11 protein-coding genes are annotated in these 16,103 nt (G+C 34.0%); 7 read left to right on the top strand and 4 right to left on the bottom strand.

Features of this window, described 5'->3' with window-relative positions:
• The first annotated feature begins 207 nt into the window (after positions 1-207).
• A complete protein-coding gene (locus tag AAC601_RS12080; protein WP_340153408.1) occupies positions 208-1,527 on the top strand; it encodes a serine hydrolase domain-containing protein in 1,320 nt (439 codons plus the stop codon).
• A gap of 73 nt (positions 1,528-1,600) precedes the next feature.
• The gene (locus tag AAC601_RS12075; protein WP_340153407.1) at positions 1,601-3,637 is read left to right on the top strand and encodes a carboxy terminal-processing peptidase; all 2,037 of its coding nucleotides are present in this window, start codon (positions 1,601-1,603) and stop codon (positions 3,635-3,637) included.
• 77 nt (positions 3,638-3,714) lie between these two features.
• On the opposite strand, the gene AAC601_RS12070 is transcribed toward AAC601_RS12075, so the two are convergent.
• The gene (locus AAC601_RS12070) at positions 3,715-4,056 is read right to left on the bottom strand and encodes a phage holin family protein (protein WP_303269208.1); all 342 of its coding nucleotides are present in this window, start codon (positions 4,054-4,056) and stop codon (positions 3,715-3,717) included.
• Between the two features lie 141 nt (positions 4,057-4,197).
• Between AAC601_RS12070 and AAC601_RS12065 the strand changes: the two genes are divergently transcribed.
• Positions 4,198-7,668, top strand: coding sequence for a gliding motility-associated C-terminal domain-containing protein (locus AAC601_RS12065; RefSeq protein WP_340153406.1), 3,471 nt, complete (start codon positions 4,198-4,200; stop codon positions 7,666-7,668).
• Positions 7,669-7,958: 290 nt separating this feature from the next.
• Here AAC601_RS12065 and AAC601_RS12060 read toward each other — a convergent pair whose 3' ends face one another.
• On the bottom strand, positions 7,959-8,408 hold the full coding sequence (locus tag AAC601_RS12060; RefSeq protein ID WP_340153405.1) for a redoxin domain-containing protein: 450 nt from the start codon (positions 8,406-8,408) through the stop codon (positions 7,959-7,961).
• Positions 8,409-9,110: 702 nt separating this feature from the next.
• Between AAC601_RS12060 and AAC601_RS12055 the strand changes: the two genes are divergently transcribed.
• Positions 9,111-9,932, top strand: a complete 822-nt coding sequence (locus AAC601_RS12055) for a LytTR family DNA-binding domain-containing protein (protein ID WP_340153404.1) — start codon at positions 9,111-9,113, stop codon at positions 9,930-9,932.
• An 89-nt stretch (positions 9,933-10,021) separates the two neighbouring features.
• Complete coding sequence (locus tag AAC601_RS12050) at positions 10,022-10,675, top strand: intradiol ring-cleavage dioxygenase (RefSeq protein WP_303269191.1); 654 nt, start codon at positions 10,022-10,024, stop codon at positions 10,673-10,675.
• Between the two features lie 77 nt (positions 10,676-10,752).
• Here AAC601_RS12050 and AAC601_RS12045 read toward each other — a convergent pair whose 3' ends face one another.
• Complete coding sequence (locus AAC601_RS12045; RefSeq protein WP_340153403.1) at positions 10,753-11,265, bottom strand: GNAT family N-acetyltransferase; 513 nt, start codon at positions 11,263-11,265, stop codon at positions 10,753-10,755.
• Positions 11,266-11,424: 159 nt separating this feature from the next.
• Here AAC601_RS12045 and AAC601_RS12040 point away from each other — a divergent pair, with 159 nt between their 5' ends.
• On the top strand, positions 11,425-12,855 hold the full coding sequence (locus AAC601_RS12040; protein WP_340153402.1) for a HAMP domain-containing sensor histidine kinase: 1,431 nt from the start codon (positions 11,425-11,427) through the stop codon (positions 12,853-12,855).
• Between the two features lie 162 nt (positions 12,856-13,017).
• Entirely contained in the window at positions 13,018-13,551 is a 534-nt protein-coding gene (gene greB, locus AAC601_RS12035) for a transcription elongation factor GreB (protein ID WP_340153401.1), read from the top strand.
• Positions 13,552-13,772: 221 nt separating this feature from the next.
• On the opposite strand, the gene AAC601_RS12030 is transcribed toward greB, so the two are convergent.
• Positions 13,773-16,097, bottom strand: coding sequence for an AIPR family protein (locus tag AAC601_RS12030; protein WP_340153400.1), 2,325 nt, complete (start codon positions 16,095-16,097; stop codon positions 13,773-13,775).
• Positions 16,098-16,103 lie beyond the last annotated feature (6 nt).

Here is a 16,103-nt window from a genome sequence, read left to right as displayed (position 1 = left end):
TTTCTAGCTTTTATGATTTTAGTTTAAGTATAAAATTAAGCCTAATGTTAAAAGAAATCTTAATAAAGCGGAATTATTTTATTTATGGCACGTTAATCAGGCACGAGCTAAAAATGCGGATTTCATTCAAAATATTTTATATTTGCACTAATACGCTTATATTATCAAGATATTTTTAAAAATATACGAACCAATTCACGTCTTAAATTGAAGAAGAGTACAATTATAATTGCAATAGTATTAGGGGTAACTGCAATTAGTTTTGCCTTTTATACCACGTCAGAGGTCGCTTTCACTCGTTCCGTTGATGCAGACTCCCATAGCCAACTAAATTACCTTAATTTTAATCTTGTTAGTCCTGCTCCTGTAATGGACACCGCTGATTTTAGTCAGGAATTTGATAAAAATATTAATAAATTTTTAAGACGATGGGATATTAAGGGGGCTTCCGTAGCGGTAATGAAAGACAACCGGTTGATTTATTCAAAGGGATATGGTTTGACCAATCTTGAAACCCAAGAGTCCGTAAAAACTCAACATTTATTTAGAATCGCGAGTGCTTCGAAACTAGTAACTGCCATTACTATTATGAAAATGGTAGATGATGGAATTATTGACTTGGAGGAAAACGTATTTGGAAAAGAGGGGATCTTTTCCCATTTCACAGAAATAAAAGACAAAAACCATAGTAAGATAAAAGTAAAACACCTATTAAATCATAAAGGAGGTTGGAGTTGGCGAGACGGTGATTTTATGTTTCAGGCTTCGAAAATAAAAAGAATTATGAATCTTGAAGGGCCCCCAACTGATGATGATATCATAGAATTTGTATTAGAACACAGACGGTTGAGATATAGACCGGGCACCCAATATGCATATTCTAATTTTGGATATATGCTTTTAGGCAAGATTATTGAACAGAAAACTGGAGCCACTTATGAGAGTTATGTGATTGATAATATTTTAGAACCAAATGGGATATTTGGTATGAGGATTTCTGGCAATTATGAGTGGGAGAGGAGACCTTTTGAAGTACATTACTATAATCATCCAGGTGCTTACCAATTTGAGTCCTACGATGGTAATTATCAGTCAGTCGAAAAACCCTACGGAGGCAGTGATATCAATACTTTAGGTGCGGCAGGAGGGTGGATTGCCAATGCATCACAATTGGCGAAATTAGTAAGCCTTGTAGATCCAAATAGTACTTACCAACTACTTTCTGAAGAGAGTCGTGAAATGATGGTAAATGGGAATCGATATACAGATGCATTTGGTTGGAAAGGGGCTAGAGGTGATAATTATTGGAGAACTGGAACATTAGCTGGATCAGCGTGTTTTATAAACAGAAAAGATGACGGTTATACATATGCTGTTGTTTTAAATTCCAGTGTCTGGATGGGACATAGGTTTAACCGATATATCAAATGGATGATGGATAAGTCGATTTCTGAATTGGATAATCATCAACTAAATTTGTTTTATCAAAATCATAATTCATTTAGTATATTACCAAATGCAATTTGACCGTTTATCAAATTCAATAAAATAAAATAACAATATTCCGTTCAATATCCTGAACTACAACAATTTCAACAACATGAAGAAGATACTTATAATTATAGTTATTTTCCTGTTTAACTATGCAGGATGGGCGCAAAACGAAAAATTCGCGAAATTAAGCCCCACTCAAGATCAGTCAATGGAAGCAAGATTGGTTGCAGGATTATTGACTCAATACCATTATGAAAAGGTTCCTATTGACGATGAGCTTTCCACTATTATCTATGATGACTATTTATCTTCGCTAGACGTCAATAAGCATTATTTTCTCAAAAAAGATATCGAAGCCTTCAAAAAATATAGGGAGCGTCTGGATGACCATATTAAATTAGGTTATCTATTACCACCTTACGAAATATTCAATGTATTTCGTGAAAGGTTTATGGAGAGAATGGACTATGTAGAAAATAACCTTTCATTTGATTTTGACTATGATGCACAAGAGTATTTAACAATTAATTCAGACTCGCTTGACTATGCCAATTCTGAAGAAGAATTAAACGATAGATGGAGAAAATTAATAAAAAGTCAAGCCCTAGATTTAAAATTGGACGAAAAAGCTGACACTACCATTCAAAGGCTTTTGAAAGAACGATATTCAAGATTAGAAAAAACTATAGGAGATTACGAAAGTAGAGACGTTTTCCAGCTCTATATGAATACTTTTGCAGAAAGTTTTGATCCTCACAGTAGTTACTTTTCACCCATTACTTCTGAAAATTTCAAAATACGAATGAGCCAATCTTTAGAAGGGATTGGTGCAACATTAACCACTGATGGAAATTATACTCGTGTTGCTTCAGTAGTGCCAGGAGGTCCAGCCTTTGAAAGTAAGGTCATCAATACAGATGATAAAATATTAGCAGTGGCACAAGGCGTAGAAGGCGAATTTGTGGATATCACAGGTTGGAGATTAGATGATGTTGTTCAAAAAATTAGAGGCCCAAAAGGAACAATTGTTAGACTCCAAATCATTGAAGCTGGCCAATCAGTATCTGCGGGTGTTCCAATGGAAATCACCATAGTTAGAGATAAGATTAAATTAGATAATCAAGTGCCTTATGCTGAGATAAGAGAAGTATATCGTGACGGAAATCAGTATAATGTAGGCATTATCACTATTCCATCATTCTACATGAACTTTGAAGACATGAGAGCCGGTGTCAAGGATTATGGAAGTACTACAAGGGATGTAAAAGCTATTCTTGATACCATCAAGGGAAAGGTAGATGGAATTGTAGTCGATTTGCGTTCAAATGGCGGTGGCTCCCTTCAAGAAGCTATAGAATTAAGCGGTTTGTTTATTAGCGAAGGACCTGTGGTACAGATTAGAGATTCTGATGGGAGTATAGAAGTTGGTAAAGATGAAGACGAAGAAATTTACTATGGTGGGCCATTAACCATTTTAACGAACAGATTTAGTGCGTCTGCATCAGAGATTTTCTCAGGAGCTATTCAGGACTATAAAAGGGGAGTGATTGTAGGGGAAAATACTTTCGGCAAAGGAACCGTCCAAAATCTTATTTCTTTGAATCAATTTGTCCCTAAAGTAGAAGATACACTAGGCCAGGTCAAACTAACTTTAGCCAAGTATTATAGGGTGAATGGAAGCAGTACGCAACATAAGGGTGTGCGTCCGGACATCAAGATGCCTTCTCCGTACACTGCCAAAGCATTTGGAGAAAGCTCTTATCAACGTGCGTTGGAATGGGATCAAATTGAAAGTTCGAATTTCACTCCATCGAATGATATAGATCCTAACATTATCGCTAAGCTCAACGAGAAACATGAGAAGCGATTAAATGAGGAGCAATATTTAAGAAATTTGAAAAATGAGGTTGATGAAGCAGTTAATCAGCAGAGCATGTACAGAATCAGCTTAAATATTGAAAAACGAAAAGCTGAAAATGAGGCTGCTATGGACCGAAGAAATGTAGCAAATGAATTGAATGAGAAGATTTCAGCAGATCCTGAACTAATAAATAAAATTAATACAGATGGGGAAATCAAAGATCCTTATCTAAGAGAAGGAGTAGTGGTATTAGCTGATTTAATTGCGCTCGGTATTGGTTGAAATCAGCTTTCAATAAAAGCATTTAAAGGTTTGCAAATGAAATGATTATCACTTCATTTGCAAACCTTTTTTTTGCGCTAAAATAATGACTGCAAAATAGCATTCAGTAGCGATAGAATAATACTAAAGAAAAAAGCCCACCAAAAGCTCTTGACAGAGAAGCCTTTCAATATTTTATCTACCAACATGATCATCAAGGCATTAATTACCAATAAGAAAAGCCCTAGTGTCAGAATAGTGATCGGGATAGTTAAAAAAACCAAAATAGGTTTTACTACTGCATTGATTATTCCCAAAATAATAGCTACTACGATGGCTTGACCATAGCTCTCTACTTTCACTCCAGAGAGTAATTTAGCTGTAATGAATACTGCGGCAGCTGACAAAAGTAATCTGATAATAAATTCTGTTAGATCCATAATTTTCTTTCAAGTTTAGTCTTTGATAATTTATTAAAATTTAAATCCATTCTTTTAAAAATGGAGATAGTTTTAACACTATATATACATATAAATATAAAGCTTTTATTATATTTAAAACTCACCCAAAACTAAACTATATTGAAATATCTTATTATTGTTTTATCTATCGTTTTATCTTGTAATGGTAGTCTTTATGCACAATGTGACATACAAAAACTTGCTCCCGAACCTAAAATAAAGTCTTTTAATTATTTTGGTTATTCAAGTTCGCTTAGTTCAAAGAATTTGATTGTCAATGAACCTAATAATGATTCATTAGCATATAATGCTGGAATAATTAATGTTTTTAAAAAAGTAAATCAGAAATGGGAAATATTTCAAAAACTTACAACATCTCAAGTTAATTCAAATCAACAACTTGGAAATCATTTAAAAGCAATTGATAGTTTAATTGTTGCATCAGGTAATGTTAATAGAAATACCAGCAATTCAGATGCACTATTCATATATAGACAGCATAAAACAGGTTCTTGGCCGGGTAAGGAAACAGAAGTATTCTACTTGGAAAAAGATTTAGCGGAAAATAGTTACATAAGAATCCTAGAAATGGATTTGAATAATGAGGAGAATTTAGCAGTCATTTATCGAAAGTTTGATGGTTTTTCGAGTCAATTAATAATTAAGATATTAGACTTAAATTCTCATAGTGTATTGGCTGAAGAAATTCTTGACAAAAAAGATCGCTTTTTTTATGGAATCCATACAGATGTTCTATTAACTGACAATTCCTTATTTATCTCAAACTCAGATTTTTTAGCCCCTGATAGATCTTTTCAAGGTATAGTTCATGTATTTGAAAAAGATGGCGAGGGAATTTGGAATTTAGAACCCGTAGCAAAATTAACCTCCAGTATTAGTTTTCAATATAATTTTGGTATAAAAATGGCTTATGAGAATGATACTTTATTTGTTGCTAATTCTGGAGATGAAACATCGAAAAATGGCCTATTTATATATAATAAACCTGAAATGGGATGGAAGGATACTACAGAAACACTTTCTATTAAAAAAGATTTCTTATATGGCAATAAAGGAATAAATCTTACAGTAAGTCAAGGGGTTATTTTTTGGTCAGTGCCCGAGGTTGAAAATGATTTTACTTATTACAAACCTGACTCCACTAGTAGTGATGGTTATAAAATGTATATTATTGAAAAGCCTTCAGATGTTGGAGATAGTTATTTGAAATTTGGATTTAATCCTATATATCACGAGAACCAACTATTCATTAGCACGCGGCATTCAATTTCCAATATCAGTAACAGAATAAATGAAAATATATTAGTATATGATTTTGATCTAAAATCTTCAGAAGAAATGATTGAATATTCAAGTATTCTGAATTCTGAATTTTTTTCGGCATCCGATGATGAATTTGGTGCTATACTTTCAGTAAGTAAAAATACACTGGCAGTATCAGCTAAAGGAAGTTCAAATAAATGGGGTGATAAATCGGGTAGTGTTTATCTATATGAAAGATTAAATGATCAATGGGTTTTTGATCAAGAAATAATAGCACCTCAAAAATTAAATAATGAATCTTTTGCATCCACCTTTGAATTACAAGATGGTTATCTATTTATAGGCTCTCCTGGTTATGATAGTTTAGCTGATAACAATAAATATTTCAATACTGGGAAAATTTTTATCTATGAAAAAATAAATGGTAAATGGGTGAATACCTCTTCCTTAGTCTCTCCCTTAATGGGTTCATCAAATTATGAGCAAGGAGAGTTTGGTAGAAACGTTACTTTCAATAATGGCATCTTAGCTATTAGTGAGATTTATGATAATTATGGAAGTTCTGAAGCAGAAGGCCGAGTATATATTTATCGTTATGATGAAATAAGTGGGAAATTTATAGTTGATAAGCAATTTCAAAATAATGAAACATACGGATTAGATTATTTTGGCAGTAATATAATAATTAATGATAAATATGTCGCTATAGGAACTGGTGGTTTACCGACAAGTGTATATGTTGATAATAAAGTTTACCTTTATAAAATAAACTCAGAAGCGTGGACATCAGGAAAAGCAGATTATGTTTTTGCATCAAAAAATGAGAGTTCTTTAGATAAATTTGGTGAAAGTATATCCATTCATAATGATGTGTTATTGGTGGGAGAAACCTATTATGATAATGGGAAACAGTATGAAGGTTCTGACGGTCGAGTTTATGGTTTTAGAATACCGGAACAATCAACACTAGATGAGACAATTTTTGAAGACTTTTACATAGAACCGAATAGCAGCATCAGCTATACTAACTTTGGGAACTATATAGCTATTAATGGCAATGACCTGTACATAAGTGCAAAAGATAATTCGAATGAATCTAATGTTCAGGATTTATTATTTGTATATAATCTTGAAAATTTAAATGAGGTAGATTCTGTATTTGGAAATAATATACAAATTATAAGACACCCTGATGGGAATAGTAGTTCTGGTTTTGGAAGTAGTGTTGAGGTAAATAATGGATATTTAATTGTAGGAAGTCCTTACAGTGATTCAAGAAGTGGTTTTAAATCAGGTTTAGTTCATGTATTTGAACTAAGTTCAATTTTAAACCCTATCCCTAATTTATGCAACAATATTTCTAGTTATGAATTAATAGCAAGTCCTGCAGGAGGAGTGTGGAGCATTGGTGATAGTGTAATAAGTGATAATATTCTTGATGTAACGAGATTAATATCGGGTAATTATACAATCAATTATAACTTAAACGGCTGCATTCAATCAACAACTTTTCAGGTTTATCAAAATACGAGTTTAATTTCTAAATCAGATAGTATTATTACGAAATGTATTGATGAAGAAATAAATCTATTTATAGAAGCTAATAATAATGATGAAAGCTTTGCTTGGTTCAGTAAGAAAGAAAAGGATGATAATTATGAGCTGTTAGATTCTGCAAAATCTTTAATTAGCATTAGTACGGCAAATCCTGGTTTTTATAAGGTGCGCTTACTAAATCCTGAATGTGAGGAAATCGAAGAAGAATTTCAAGTTCTTAACCATGAGCTTTCTCCAAAACTTAATTTAAGCGGGCAGCTCGAATATTGTGTGCAGGAGATCCCGATAGCAATTGAAAATATTGATCCTAGTGATGAGGTACTTTGGTATTTTCGAGCAGAAAACGAGGCAGATTTTAAAGAATTAAGCACACAAGATGCTCAAATACAAATCTCGGAAAGTGGTGAATATTACGCTGAAGTTTATAGAGAAAACTGTTCATTTTTAACCAATAGTACTTATGTCATGTTTAAACCTAATCCTCAAGATATATTTATACCTAATGTCGCAACCGTTAATAATGATGGTTATAATGATGTCTTCAGAATAAAAACGGATTATCCTTTTAAAAACTTCAAGATTAATATTTATGATCGTTATGGTAAGCAAGTATTCGAAAGCTATGATCAGACATTTGGATGGAAGGCGCCAAATGGCTATTCAGGTAATTATGTTTATAGGCTACTTTATGAAACTGAATGCGGTGAAATTAAAGAAATGAAAGGGTGGGTTCAAATAGTGAAAAACTAAAGTATTTTATAGTAAAAATCTATTTATAAGTAAATATGGAATGATGAATGAGGGAAGTATAAAGTTTGGGGTTAGAAGTCAATTTCAGCTACATCAGGATTGCTTTTGGATAACATCATCTTCGCAGCACCAGCATGAGTAACGATTTCTATATAGTGCTCGTTTAATTCATTTCTGATATTCTTCATTTTATTAAGTAAACGTTTCTGGATAGATTCATCTTCAGTAGTGATATGTAAAATGACTTTTTTCGTAAGATTAAAATAATCAGTTTAGTTTTAGGGCTATTATTATCCTTCATTACAAAGTGCATCCAACGCATACATCAATCTATTTTGCGCACCTAACTGTGATCCAAAGATTGATCGATACAAGATTCCTTCAGCTGTAGTTAAAAGCCATTGTGGAGTTCCTTCTGATTCAAATTGATCATAGACCTGATGATTTTGATCTAAATAAATAGGGAAGGGCAGTTCTTGGGTGGTGAAAATGCTCTTAATATCGTCTTCGGTTACCGGTTTCTTATTGAAAATGCTGTGAATGCCAATTACTTGAAGATCAGCATATTCTTTTTGATATTCATAAGCTAAAGGAATTGCTCTGCCAGTACATCCTAAACATTGATTGTTATAAATGATGATCACTAGCGGTTTTCCTTTGTACTTTTCAAGTAAGTTGAGCTCATTGTAACCAAAATCCTGCACTTTTATGGATGGGATAGGGTGGATTGCTGTTTCCATGCTTGATAATTGTAATTAAACGCAAAGATAGAAAGTTCTTAGCTTTTTGATCCTTGATTTGATCGATATTAAGTCAATACAAATCCAGTAGGTGAAGGTGTTCAATATCTTTGATGATAACAGATATTTAGCTGATAAAATCTGTAGCCTTAAAAATCTACCTCCTAAATTATTATGTTAAGTTGAATGAGATGTGAGTTCTTATGGATGAAGTGGAAACTTTGCGTTTCCTTTAAAGGTTATCATCGATGAATGCTTAGGCTTCAGGAAAAAGCGAGCAATCTTTAGCAATATAGTCTGATTTTCTAAAGCGTTATTTTTGCATAGATCTACAAAGCTGTACAATGTCCAGACTGAAAAGAAAATAAAGCGCTTAGAATTATGAGGTCGGACGATGACTAACAGTAAAGCCAAATACAGCGCTTAAAATAGACAGCTCTTAACAATGGGACATAGAAATCAAAATAGAGCATCAGGATTGTAGAGTCTTAATGCGATAATAGTTTGCTAAGTACTCACGCTAGGGAGATCATGAACAGACAGATTCAGAATGGAAGATGAGTAATAGTAGCTGGGTATTAAAAAGAGTAACTTAACATAATATAAATTATATAACTTTAATCTATATCACTGTGACATATATTTGAAAATTAGTTCTCAAATCATTAACTTCAGTACATTAAATCATTATTGTGAGATCCTATGAAACTTCTACGATCGGTTTTCAATATAAAGTACCTGCACCAATATAGATTCTTGGTTATTCTAGGCTCGGTCGCTATTTTCATTGCTACTCTAACAATTACTCAAGACTACCTAGACGCCTACAGAAATGGCGGCTCTTTCTATTTCAGTGAATCCTTACTTTTTAAAACTGTTTGGTTGTTGTTTATTCCTGGTTTAATATTGCTAAATAAGTCCCTCCAAAACCGGAGCCTAGAAAACGTTCAAAGGACTTTACTATTTATCATAACCCCTGTATTGATTCACCTTTTACTCCTTCCATTTGTTTTTCTATTCTTTTCGATCGTTTTTTATGAAGGTCGCTACGGATTGTACAAAATCTTCACCTATACTTTGGCTAATGATTTCCATAAACTCCTACTTATTTATGGAACTTTTGTATTCGTTTACAAATACTTTTGGGCTGAAAAAGCATCTCAAAGCTCGCAAAATGCACCCTTTCTAGATATAATCGTGATCAATAATGGGCAGGAAAATACTATTGTACATGTCGAGGATATTCAGATAATTAGGTCTGAAACACCTTATGTAGCTCTCCATCTTGAAAATAGAAAGTATTTGCATACAGATAGTCTAAAATCAATTAGCAAGCAATTAGATGATTCCATTTTTCTTAGAGTCCATAAATCAACAGTTGTGAATATTAATTCAGTTGTCTCGTATAAGTCTCGACTTAATGGAGACTATGATTTACGACTGAAAAAGGGAGATCTCGTCAGATTAAGTAGAACTTATGCCTTAGATTTCAAAAAGCGCTTCAATACCCCGTCATCAGGATAGCCTATAAACTCATCAGCTTAAGGTATTTTATTTTTAAGACCTATTTTTCGGCTGCATCTTTAGTATAAAATTCACCTAAATCAATAGATATGAATACTAGAGCAAAAACTTTTCAGTTAATAACAGGACTATTGCTAATGGCCTTCTCCTCCTGCGATGCACAGACAAACAAAGATGCTAAGCAGATGAACTACAAGCTTGTTGGAGGACCATGTGAAGGCTGTGAAGCAGTTTTTGAATACGGAGACCAGGAACTCAACGCGACTGATACCCTTCCCGATTTTAATAAAAGTGACTCCAAAATTAAGATTAGCGGCACGATTTACCAATCAGATGGGAAAACTCCGGCTGAAGATGTGATTTTATATGTTTATCACACTAATAACGCTGGTATCTATAAAGCAAAGGAAAGTGCAAAAGGCTGGGGAAAACGGCATGGTTACAATAGAGGATGGGTAAAAACAGATCACAGTGGGCGCTACACCATTTATACTGTTAAGCCCTCCCCCTACCCAAATCGGGCACAAGCGGCACATATACATTACACGATCTTGGAACCAAACGGTAAATACTATTGGCTTTCTAGTGTCCATTTTAATGGAGATAGCTTGCTAACACCGAGGGAAACAAAGCCTGATTCTCCCAGAGGCGGAACAGTAGGACTATTGAGTTTGGAAAAAGAAGGAAATCTGCATGTGGGCAAGCGAGATCTCATTTTAGGAAGAAACATCCCAAATTATTAATTAAAGGCTGTTTAGGTTTTCAGATCATAAGCATTGCAGGAGAGTTGCGGTCGATCCGAGAAGCTTAACAATATGATTCATGCTATACACAATTCATACAATTTTACCGGATGATCAGCAATAGGAAGTTCAACATATCCTATATGAATAAAGCCCAGCTTTTCTAAGACCTTGCATGAACCTAGGTTTTCATCATTAGTGATTGCATAGACTTTGTTGAGTCCATAGGTATTCAAAGCTAATTCTACCATTTTCTGAGCTGCTGCGGTAGCATAACCCTTTCCTTCAAATTGTTCTAGTATACCATAACCAATATCAACTCCATCTATTCCGTCCCTGTGATGCAGACTGCAGGTTCCAATCTCCGCTTTCGTTTCGCTATCGATGACAATATGATTAACAAATCCTTTTCTGTGCAAATCTGGATGCATTTTGTCCAGTATATACTGCCTGGCATCCGCGACAGATTTAATTCCTCTATCCCCTATTTGGGCCAGCCATTTCTCGCTCGTCATTAAGTCAAATAATAATGGCGCATCTTCTGGCGTAATGGGTCTTATATTGATAGGTTTTAAGGGTTTCTTATTCACTTGAATCATATTTTACAGGATGCATTGATTTACTAAAATTAGTAACAAAAGTTTACGATTGTAGTATGGGTGAGAACTTATCAAATATAATGATGTCACTTCAATATTTCTTTTGTTACTGAGCCATATTTAAATATATTGTAATGCTAAAAATTTATCATGAAGTGGAAAAAGTATGTTAATAAAAAAAGTATAGCCCTTCTTCTGGTCATTGTGATCAGTAGCTTGGCGCTTATTTTTTTCAATTACTATGTTATTAAGATCACTGCAAGTATTCGAAGCTATATAAATGGGGAGTCTAACTATTCTAAGGGGCAAAAAGATGCTTCGTTTTATTTAATCCGGTATCTGGAATCAGAATCGGAGAATGACTGGATTCAATACCAAGAAAATATGCTTATTCCTTTTGGCCCGAGAGATTTCCGGGTGGCTCTACTAAATGATAGCTCTAGAGCAGAGATGCACAGGGCTTTAATTCAAGGAAGAAACAATCCAGATGATACTGATAATTATATTTGGCTGTATAAGAATTTTGGCCAGTTCTCTTTTATGCAAGAAGCTGTTGCAAGTTGGACCAAGGGTGATCACTACAATGAAAAATTAGATAGCATAGCGCATTATGCTCATGCAAAGATAGCACAGGATGGGAAAAATCAATTAGATGTTGATTTAGTGAAGGCTGAAATCATTCGAATCAATAAAAAATTATCAGAAGTTGAATATTCCTTTTCTGATGCACTGAGCCGCATTAGTCGGAAGGTTGAAGGTTGGCTTAAGCTTGCCAATGTGATATTTGTGATTTTAATTGTAGGTGGCTCAGGAACCTATTTTTTAATACTTATAAAACGGCTGGAAAAATCTGAAAAAAAATTGATCGCGAATAATACAAAACTGGAAGATATTAATGCAGCGTTGGACCGATTCGCTTATAGTGTTTCACATGATTTAAGGGCTCCTATTTCTTCTCTCAAAGGATTAGTGGAGTTACTTAAGCTTGAAGGCGAGCAAGCGCAATTGCCTAAATACTTAAATATGATGAATGACAGCCTTAAGCGGCAAGATGAGTATATTAAAAATATTTTGCTCCACGCGCGTAACCGTAGGATGGTCAATGACTTCAGGCCTATTCAGCTTTCGGTGGTAATCGATGAAATACTGACAGATTTGATTCATTATGACGGCCGAGATAAAGTGGAAATAAAAGTAGATGTGCCGGATGAAGTAGTTACTGATGAAAACCGGCTAAAGATTGTACTGAGTAATTTAATTTCCAATGCGATTAAGTACAGAGATGACTATAAAGTACCACAGATAGAAATCTTCAGTAGCGCTTCACCAGATGGTGTACTCATTACAGTTCAAGATAATGGGATTGGGATACAAGAAGAATACCAATCCAAGATCTATAATATGTTTTTTGTTACGAATAACTCAAAAAAGGGAACGGGTTTAGGCATGTATATCGCGAAAGAGGCTATTCAAAAAATGAACGCCAGTATTTCCCTAGCCTCTACTTATGGCAGCGGCACCCGTTTTGATTTGTTTATTCCCCATGTACTAAAGGATAATTTAGATACTGATGACAATTAAGTAGATCTGAACAAAGATCTTTTGTGGAGTAAGAAGATGGGTTTGAAGTGAAGCTAAACGGAATTATATTCAATAAGTATTCAAATTTTATCCCTTGATTGCTCAGGATATTATTCCTCAATCTATTAATTTTCGCCTGCGCTATAATTAGACCATTAAGACATGAGACGTAAAATTCCAGAATCAACACTGCCTAAACTTAACCGATCGCAAATGATTACTGCTGAAGGATTTCAAAAGTTGCGGGATGAGTTGGATCATTTGTGGAAAGTGGAACGGCCAGAGACTACAGCTAAGGTTTCATGGGCCGCCAGTTTAGGTGACCGATCAGAAAATGCTGATTATCATTACAACAAAAAACGCTTACGTGAAATTGATGGCCGCATTCGTTACCTACGCAAATGCATAGATAACTTTAAAGTAATTCATTATCATCCTCATCAGGAAGGCAAAGTAATGTTTGGCGCCTGGGTGGAAGTTGAGAACATGGATAGAGGACTGAAAAGACGATTCCGTATTGTGGGATACGAAGAGATAATTGGCAATAAAGATTATATTTCGATGGACTCTCCTCTTGCACAAGCGCTTTTAAATAAAACAGAAGGCGATGAAGTCGTTGTAAAAACTCCTGCCGGTGAATTCAACTGGCGAATACTTAAGATTGAGTATGAAAATGGTGGTGCTTCTGGTTTTTAAATTCACCTCTCTCCCAGTATTATTTTGGTTAAAACCTTACTACCATGCGAAGCATGGCGGCAACGGGGGTTTTTATAGCACTACTTAACATTAGCTGTGTTTTTTAGTGCACTATATACTCACTTTACTGCGATTTTTAAAGCACCGCTTCAAATCCTTCACTAATAATTATTATTTGATCCTTTTTCAGGATTAATCATGGTAACAAAAATTATAATTAGCTATTGATCAAACCCCCACTTCTTAACCGTTTTTAGATTTAATTCAGCTAAAAACCTATTCCTTTCACTGAGACCTTTTCGTCCTTCAAGAAGATCAAGCATAAATCTGTATTTATATGCATCCAATCTCTTGTTTTTTTTATCCCATAAAACGATTTTTTCAATTAATTCAATTGTAATTTCAACTTCTGGTTCTTTATTCTTAATATCCTCATTGAAGAAATCTTCCATATCAAAAAATAATTCTGGATTAAGTTCAACTACGATGTTCAATACATCCTCTCCTGAATTTCTTTCTATATCTGTAATACTCCTATTGTTTCTAATCTTACTATTTATTGTAGATGCCATATCATACTGATATTGAGTGAGATTTTGTGATTCCCTTCCCCAATCTTCAATTTTTTTCCAAGTTTTTGGATGAATTGCTTTTATTCTGTTAATGGAAGCAACAATTTCTGCATTGTGAGTATCATCTTCACTGAGCTTTTTTCTTTTTTCAGATGATTTTTTTTCCAAATCAGTCTTTAAACTTTCCAAGTTAATTTTGAAATCCTCATTTTTGATTACATTCCAACAGTCTTCTTTTTTTGCCCACTCGCCATATAAAGAACCAGGAGCTTGGTTTTTGATATAATCTTCTATCTTAGACATTACCTCATGGAGCTTGCTTTTAAGAATCTCGCTCAAGGATTGTTGTTTCCAGATTTTGTATAGATCAAGTTTGTAGTCCAATTTAAGACCCAACCAAGCTATTGAATAAGGTACTGTGATGTATCGCATATCACCAATTGCATTTGGTTTTACACCGTAAATTTTTTCAGCATTTTTAAATAATAATGCTTTTGCAACTAAATCCTCAAACCAAATGTTATCAGGTTTGAAACTAAAATTATAATTCAGAAATTGAGCGTAATTTTTTTGACTGCCCCGAACAACGATATGTGGACCAACAACCAATTTCTTGCCATTATACACTTCTTCATATGAGTTAATGTATTTAGCAAGTAGCTCTTTAGTAAACATTTGACTTCTTGGGTTCTGCTTATCAAATTGCTTCCGCTTTGACGGAGTAATTCCGAAACGGTTTCTATCATTTTTATACTGCCCTCTTGAACGCTCAAAAAACCAGCGTGTTTGAGTCGTTTCACCTGAAATCGGTGGAGCCCAAATGGTTCTTGACAGTTTTTCAATCAGTACGTGGTTTTCTCTATTCGAACTTAAATCAGAAGCTGAAACACGATTTTGAGTGTTTGCATATTCTGCAATGCGTCCTACTATTTCAGAAAAATTATCTCTGTTTTTTACAATTGTCAATTTTACAGGCACAAATACATTGCTTATATCAACTTTATCTTTTTTCCAAGTATGGTAAACAGATGCTGTTGTTTGACCGCCATTTACGATTTGAAAATCCTTTACTTGGGCAATTGCTTTTCCCTGATTATTGGGCAAATCTGAAATGGTAACTTCTTCGGCAGTGGCAGCAATACCATTATTAAAAGCCATAAACATATGTTGCTCTTTCAAAATGGTGTTACGGATACCTTTATTTATTTTTCCAGTGAATTGAAGAAATGAACGCACGTTTTGTTCCAGAAGTCTTGCTCCATATTGCTCATAAATATCTGCTAGTGCAAGACCTGGAATAATTGCAAGCCAAGATTGATAATCAGAATTTTCAGTTTCATTAACAATACAAGGAACTTTATATCCAGACTGTTCAAAGTTGATTTCAATCGGTACTCTTGATTTGTCTGAAAGATTGAAAAGATAGTTTATGTCAATTATTCTATAAAAAACCAGGTAACCTGCAACTGTATCAGATGTTTTTAAATCAGCTTTTACTTCACCATTCGTAATTAAGAAGATATTTACTCGAGTTAAATATTCTTTAACCTCTGGAACATTCGCTAAAGTTTGAGCAAGGTCAAATATTTCTGAACTTTCCTCAATTTCATTTACATAATCTTTATAAATCGCATTTCTGAAAAACTTTACAGCTCTATCAACTGTCTTATCAGCGTCACCTTTTGTTACACTTTGGATAGTTGAATCACCATTATAGATTGTTACAAACAAGTCCAAAGTTTCATAATTTTCATAAAGAGAATAGCCGTTGATTTTATGTTCAACACCTCTTTTGCTAATCTTTTCATCAAAACAAACTCTATAGTTTTCAGTCTCACCAGCATCTGATAAGTAAGACAATGCTAATTCCGTAAAAACTTGCTCAGGATTTGTTCCTTCTTCCTCTGTAACTAAGGTTGAGTTAATCTCTTCTTGAATGTCTATATAGAACTTTTGTAATTCTTTGTTTTCCATAAAAAT

The sequence above is a fragment of the uncultured Marivirga sp. genome (assembly GCF_963974845.1).
GTDB lineage: Bacteria > Bacteroidota > Bacteroidia > Cytophagales > Cyclobacteriaceae > Marivirga > Marivirga harenae.
The sequence above is the reverse complement of the archived record's forward strand: the minus strand, read 5'-3'. Positions and strand labels throughout refer to the sequence as shown.

Coding starts and splice junctions, on each gene's coding strand:
- AAC601_RS12075 (WP_340153407.1), top strand. CDS start 1,601: ATGAAGAAGATACTTATAATTATAGTTATTTTCCTGTTTAACTATGCA.
- AAC601_RS12070 (WP_303269208.1), bottom strand. CDS start 4,056: ATGGATCTAACAGAATTTATTATCAGATTACTTTTGTCAGCTGCCGCA.
- AAC601_RS12060 (WP_340153405.1), bottom strand. CDS start 8,408: ATGGAAACAGCAATCCACCCTATCCCATCCATAAAAGTGCAGGATTTT.
- AAC601_RS12055 (WP_340153404.1), top strand. CDS start 9,111: ATGAAACTTCTACGATCGGTTTTCAATATAAAGTACCTGCACCAATAT.
- AAC601_RS12050 (WP_303269191.1), top strand. CDS start 10,022: ATGAATACTAGAGCAAAAACTTTTCAGTTAATAACAGGACTATTGCTA.
- AAC601_RS12040 (WP_340153402.1), top strand. CDS start 11,425: ATGAAGTGGAAAAAGTATGTTAATAAAAAAAGTATAGCCCTTCTTCTG.
- greB (WP_340153401.1), top strand. CDS start 13,018: ATGAGACGTAAAATTCCAGAATCAACACTGCCTAAACTTAACCGATCG.
- AAC601_RS12030 (WP_340153400.1), bottom strand. CDS start 16,097: ATGGAAAACAAAGAATTACAAAAGTTCTATATAGACATTCAAGAAGAG.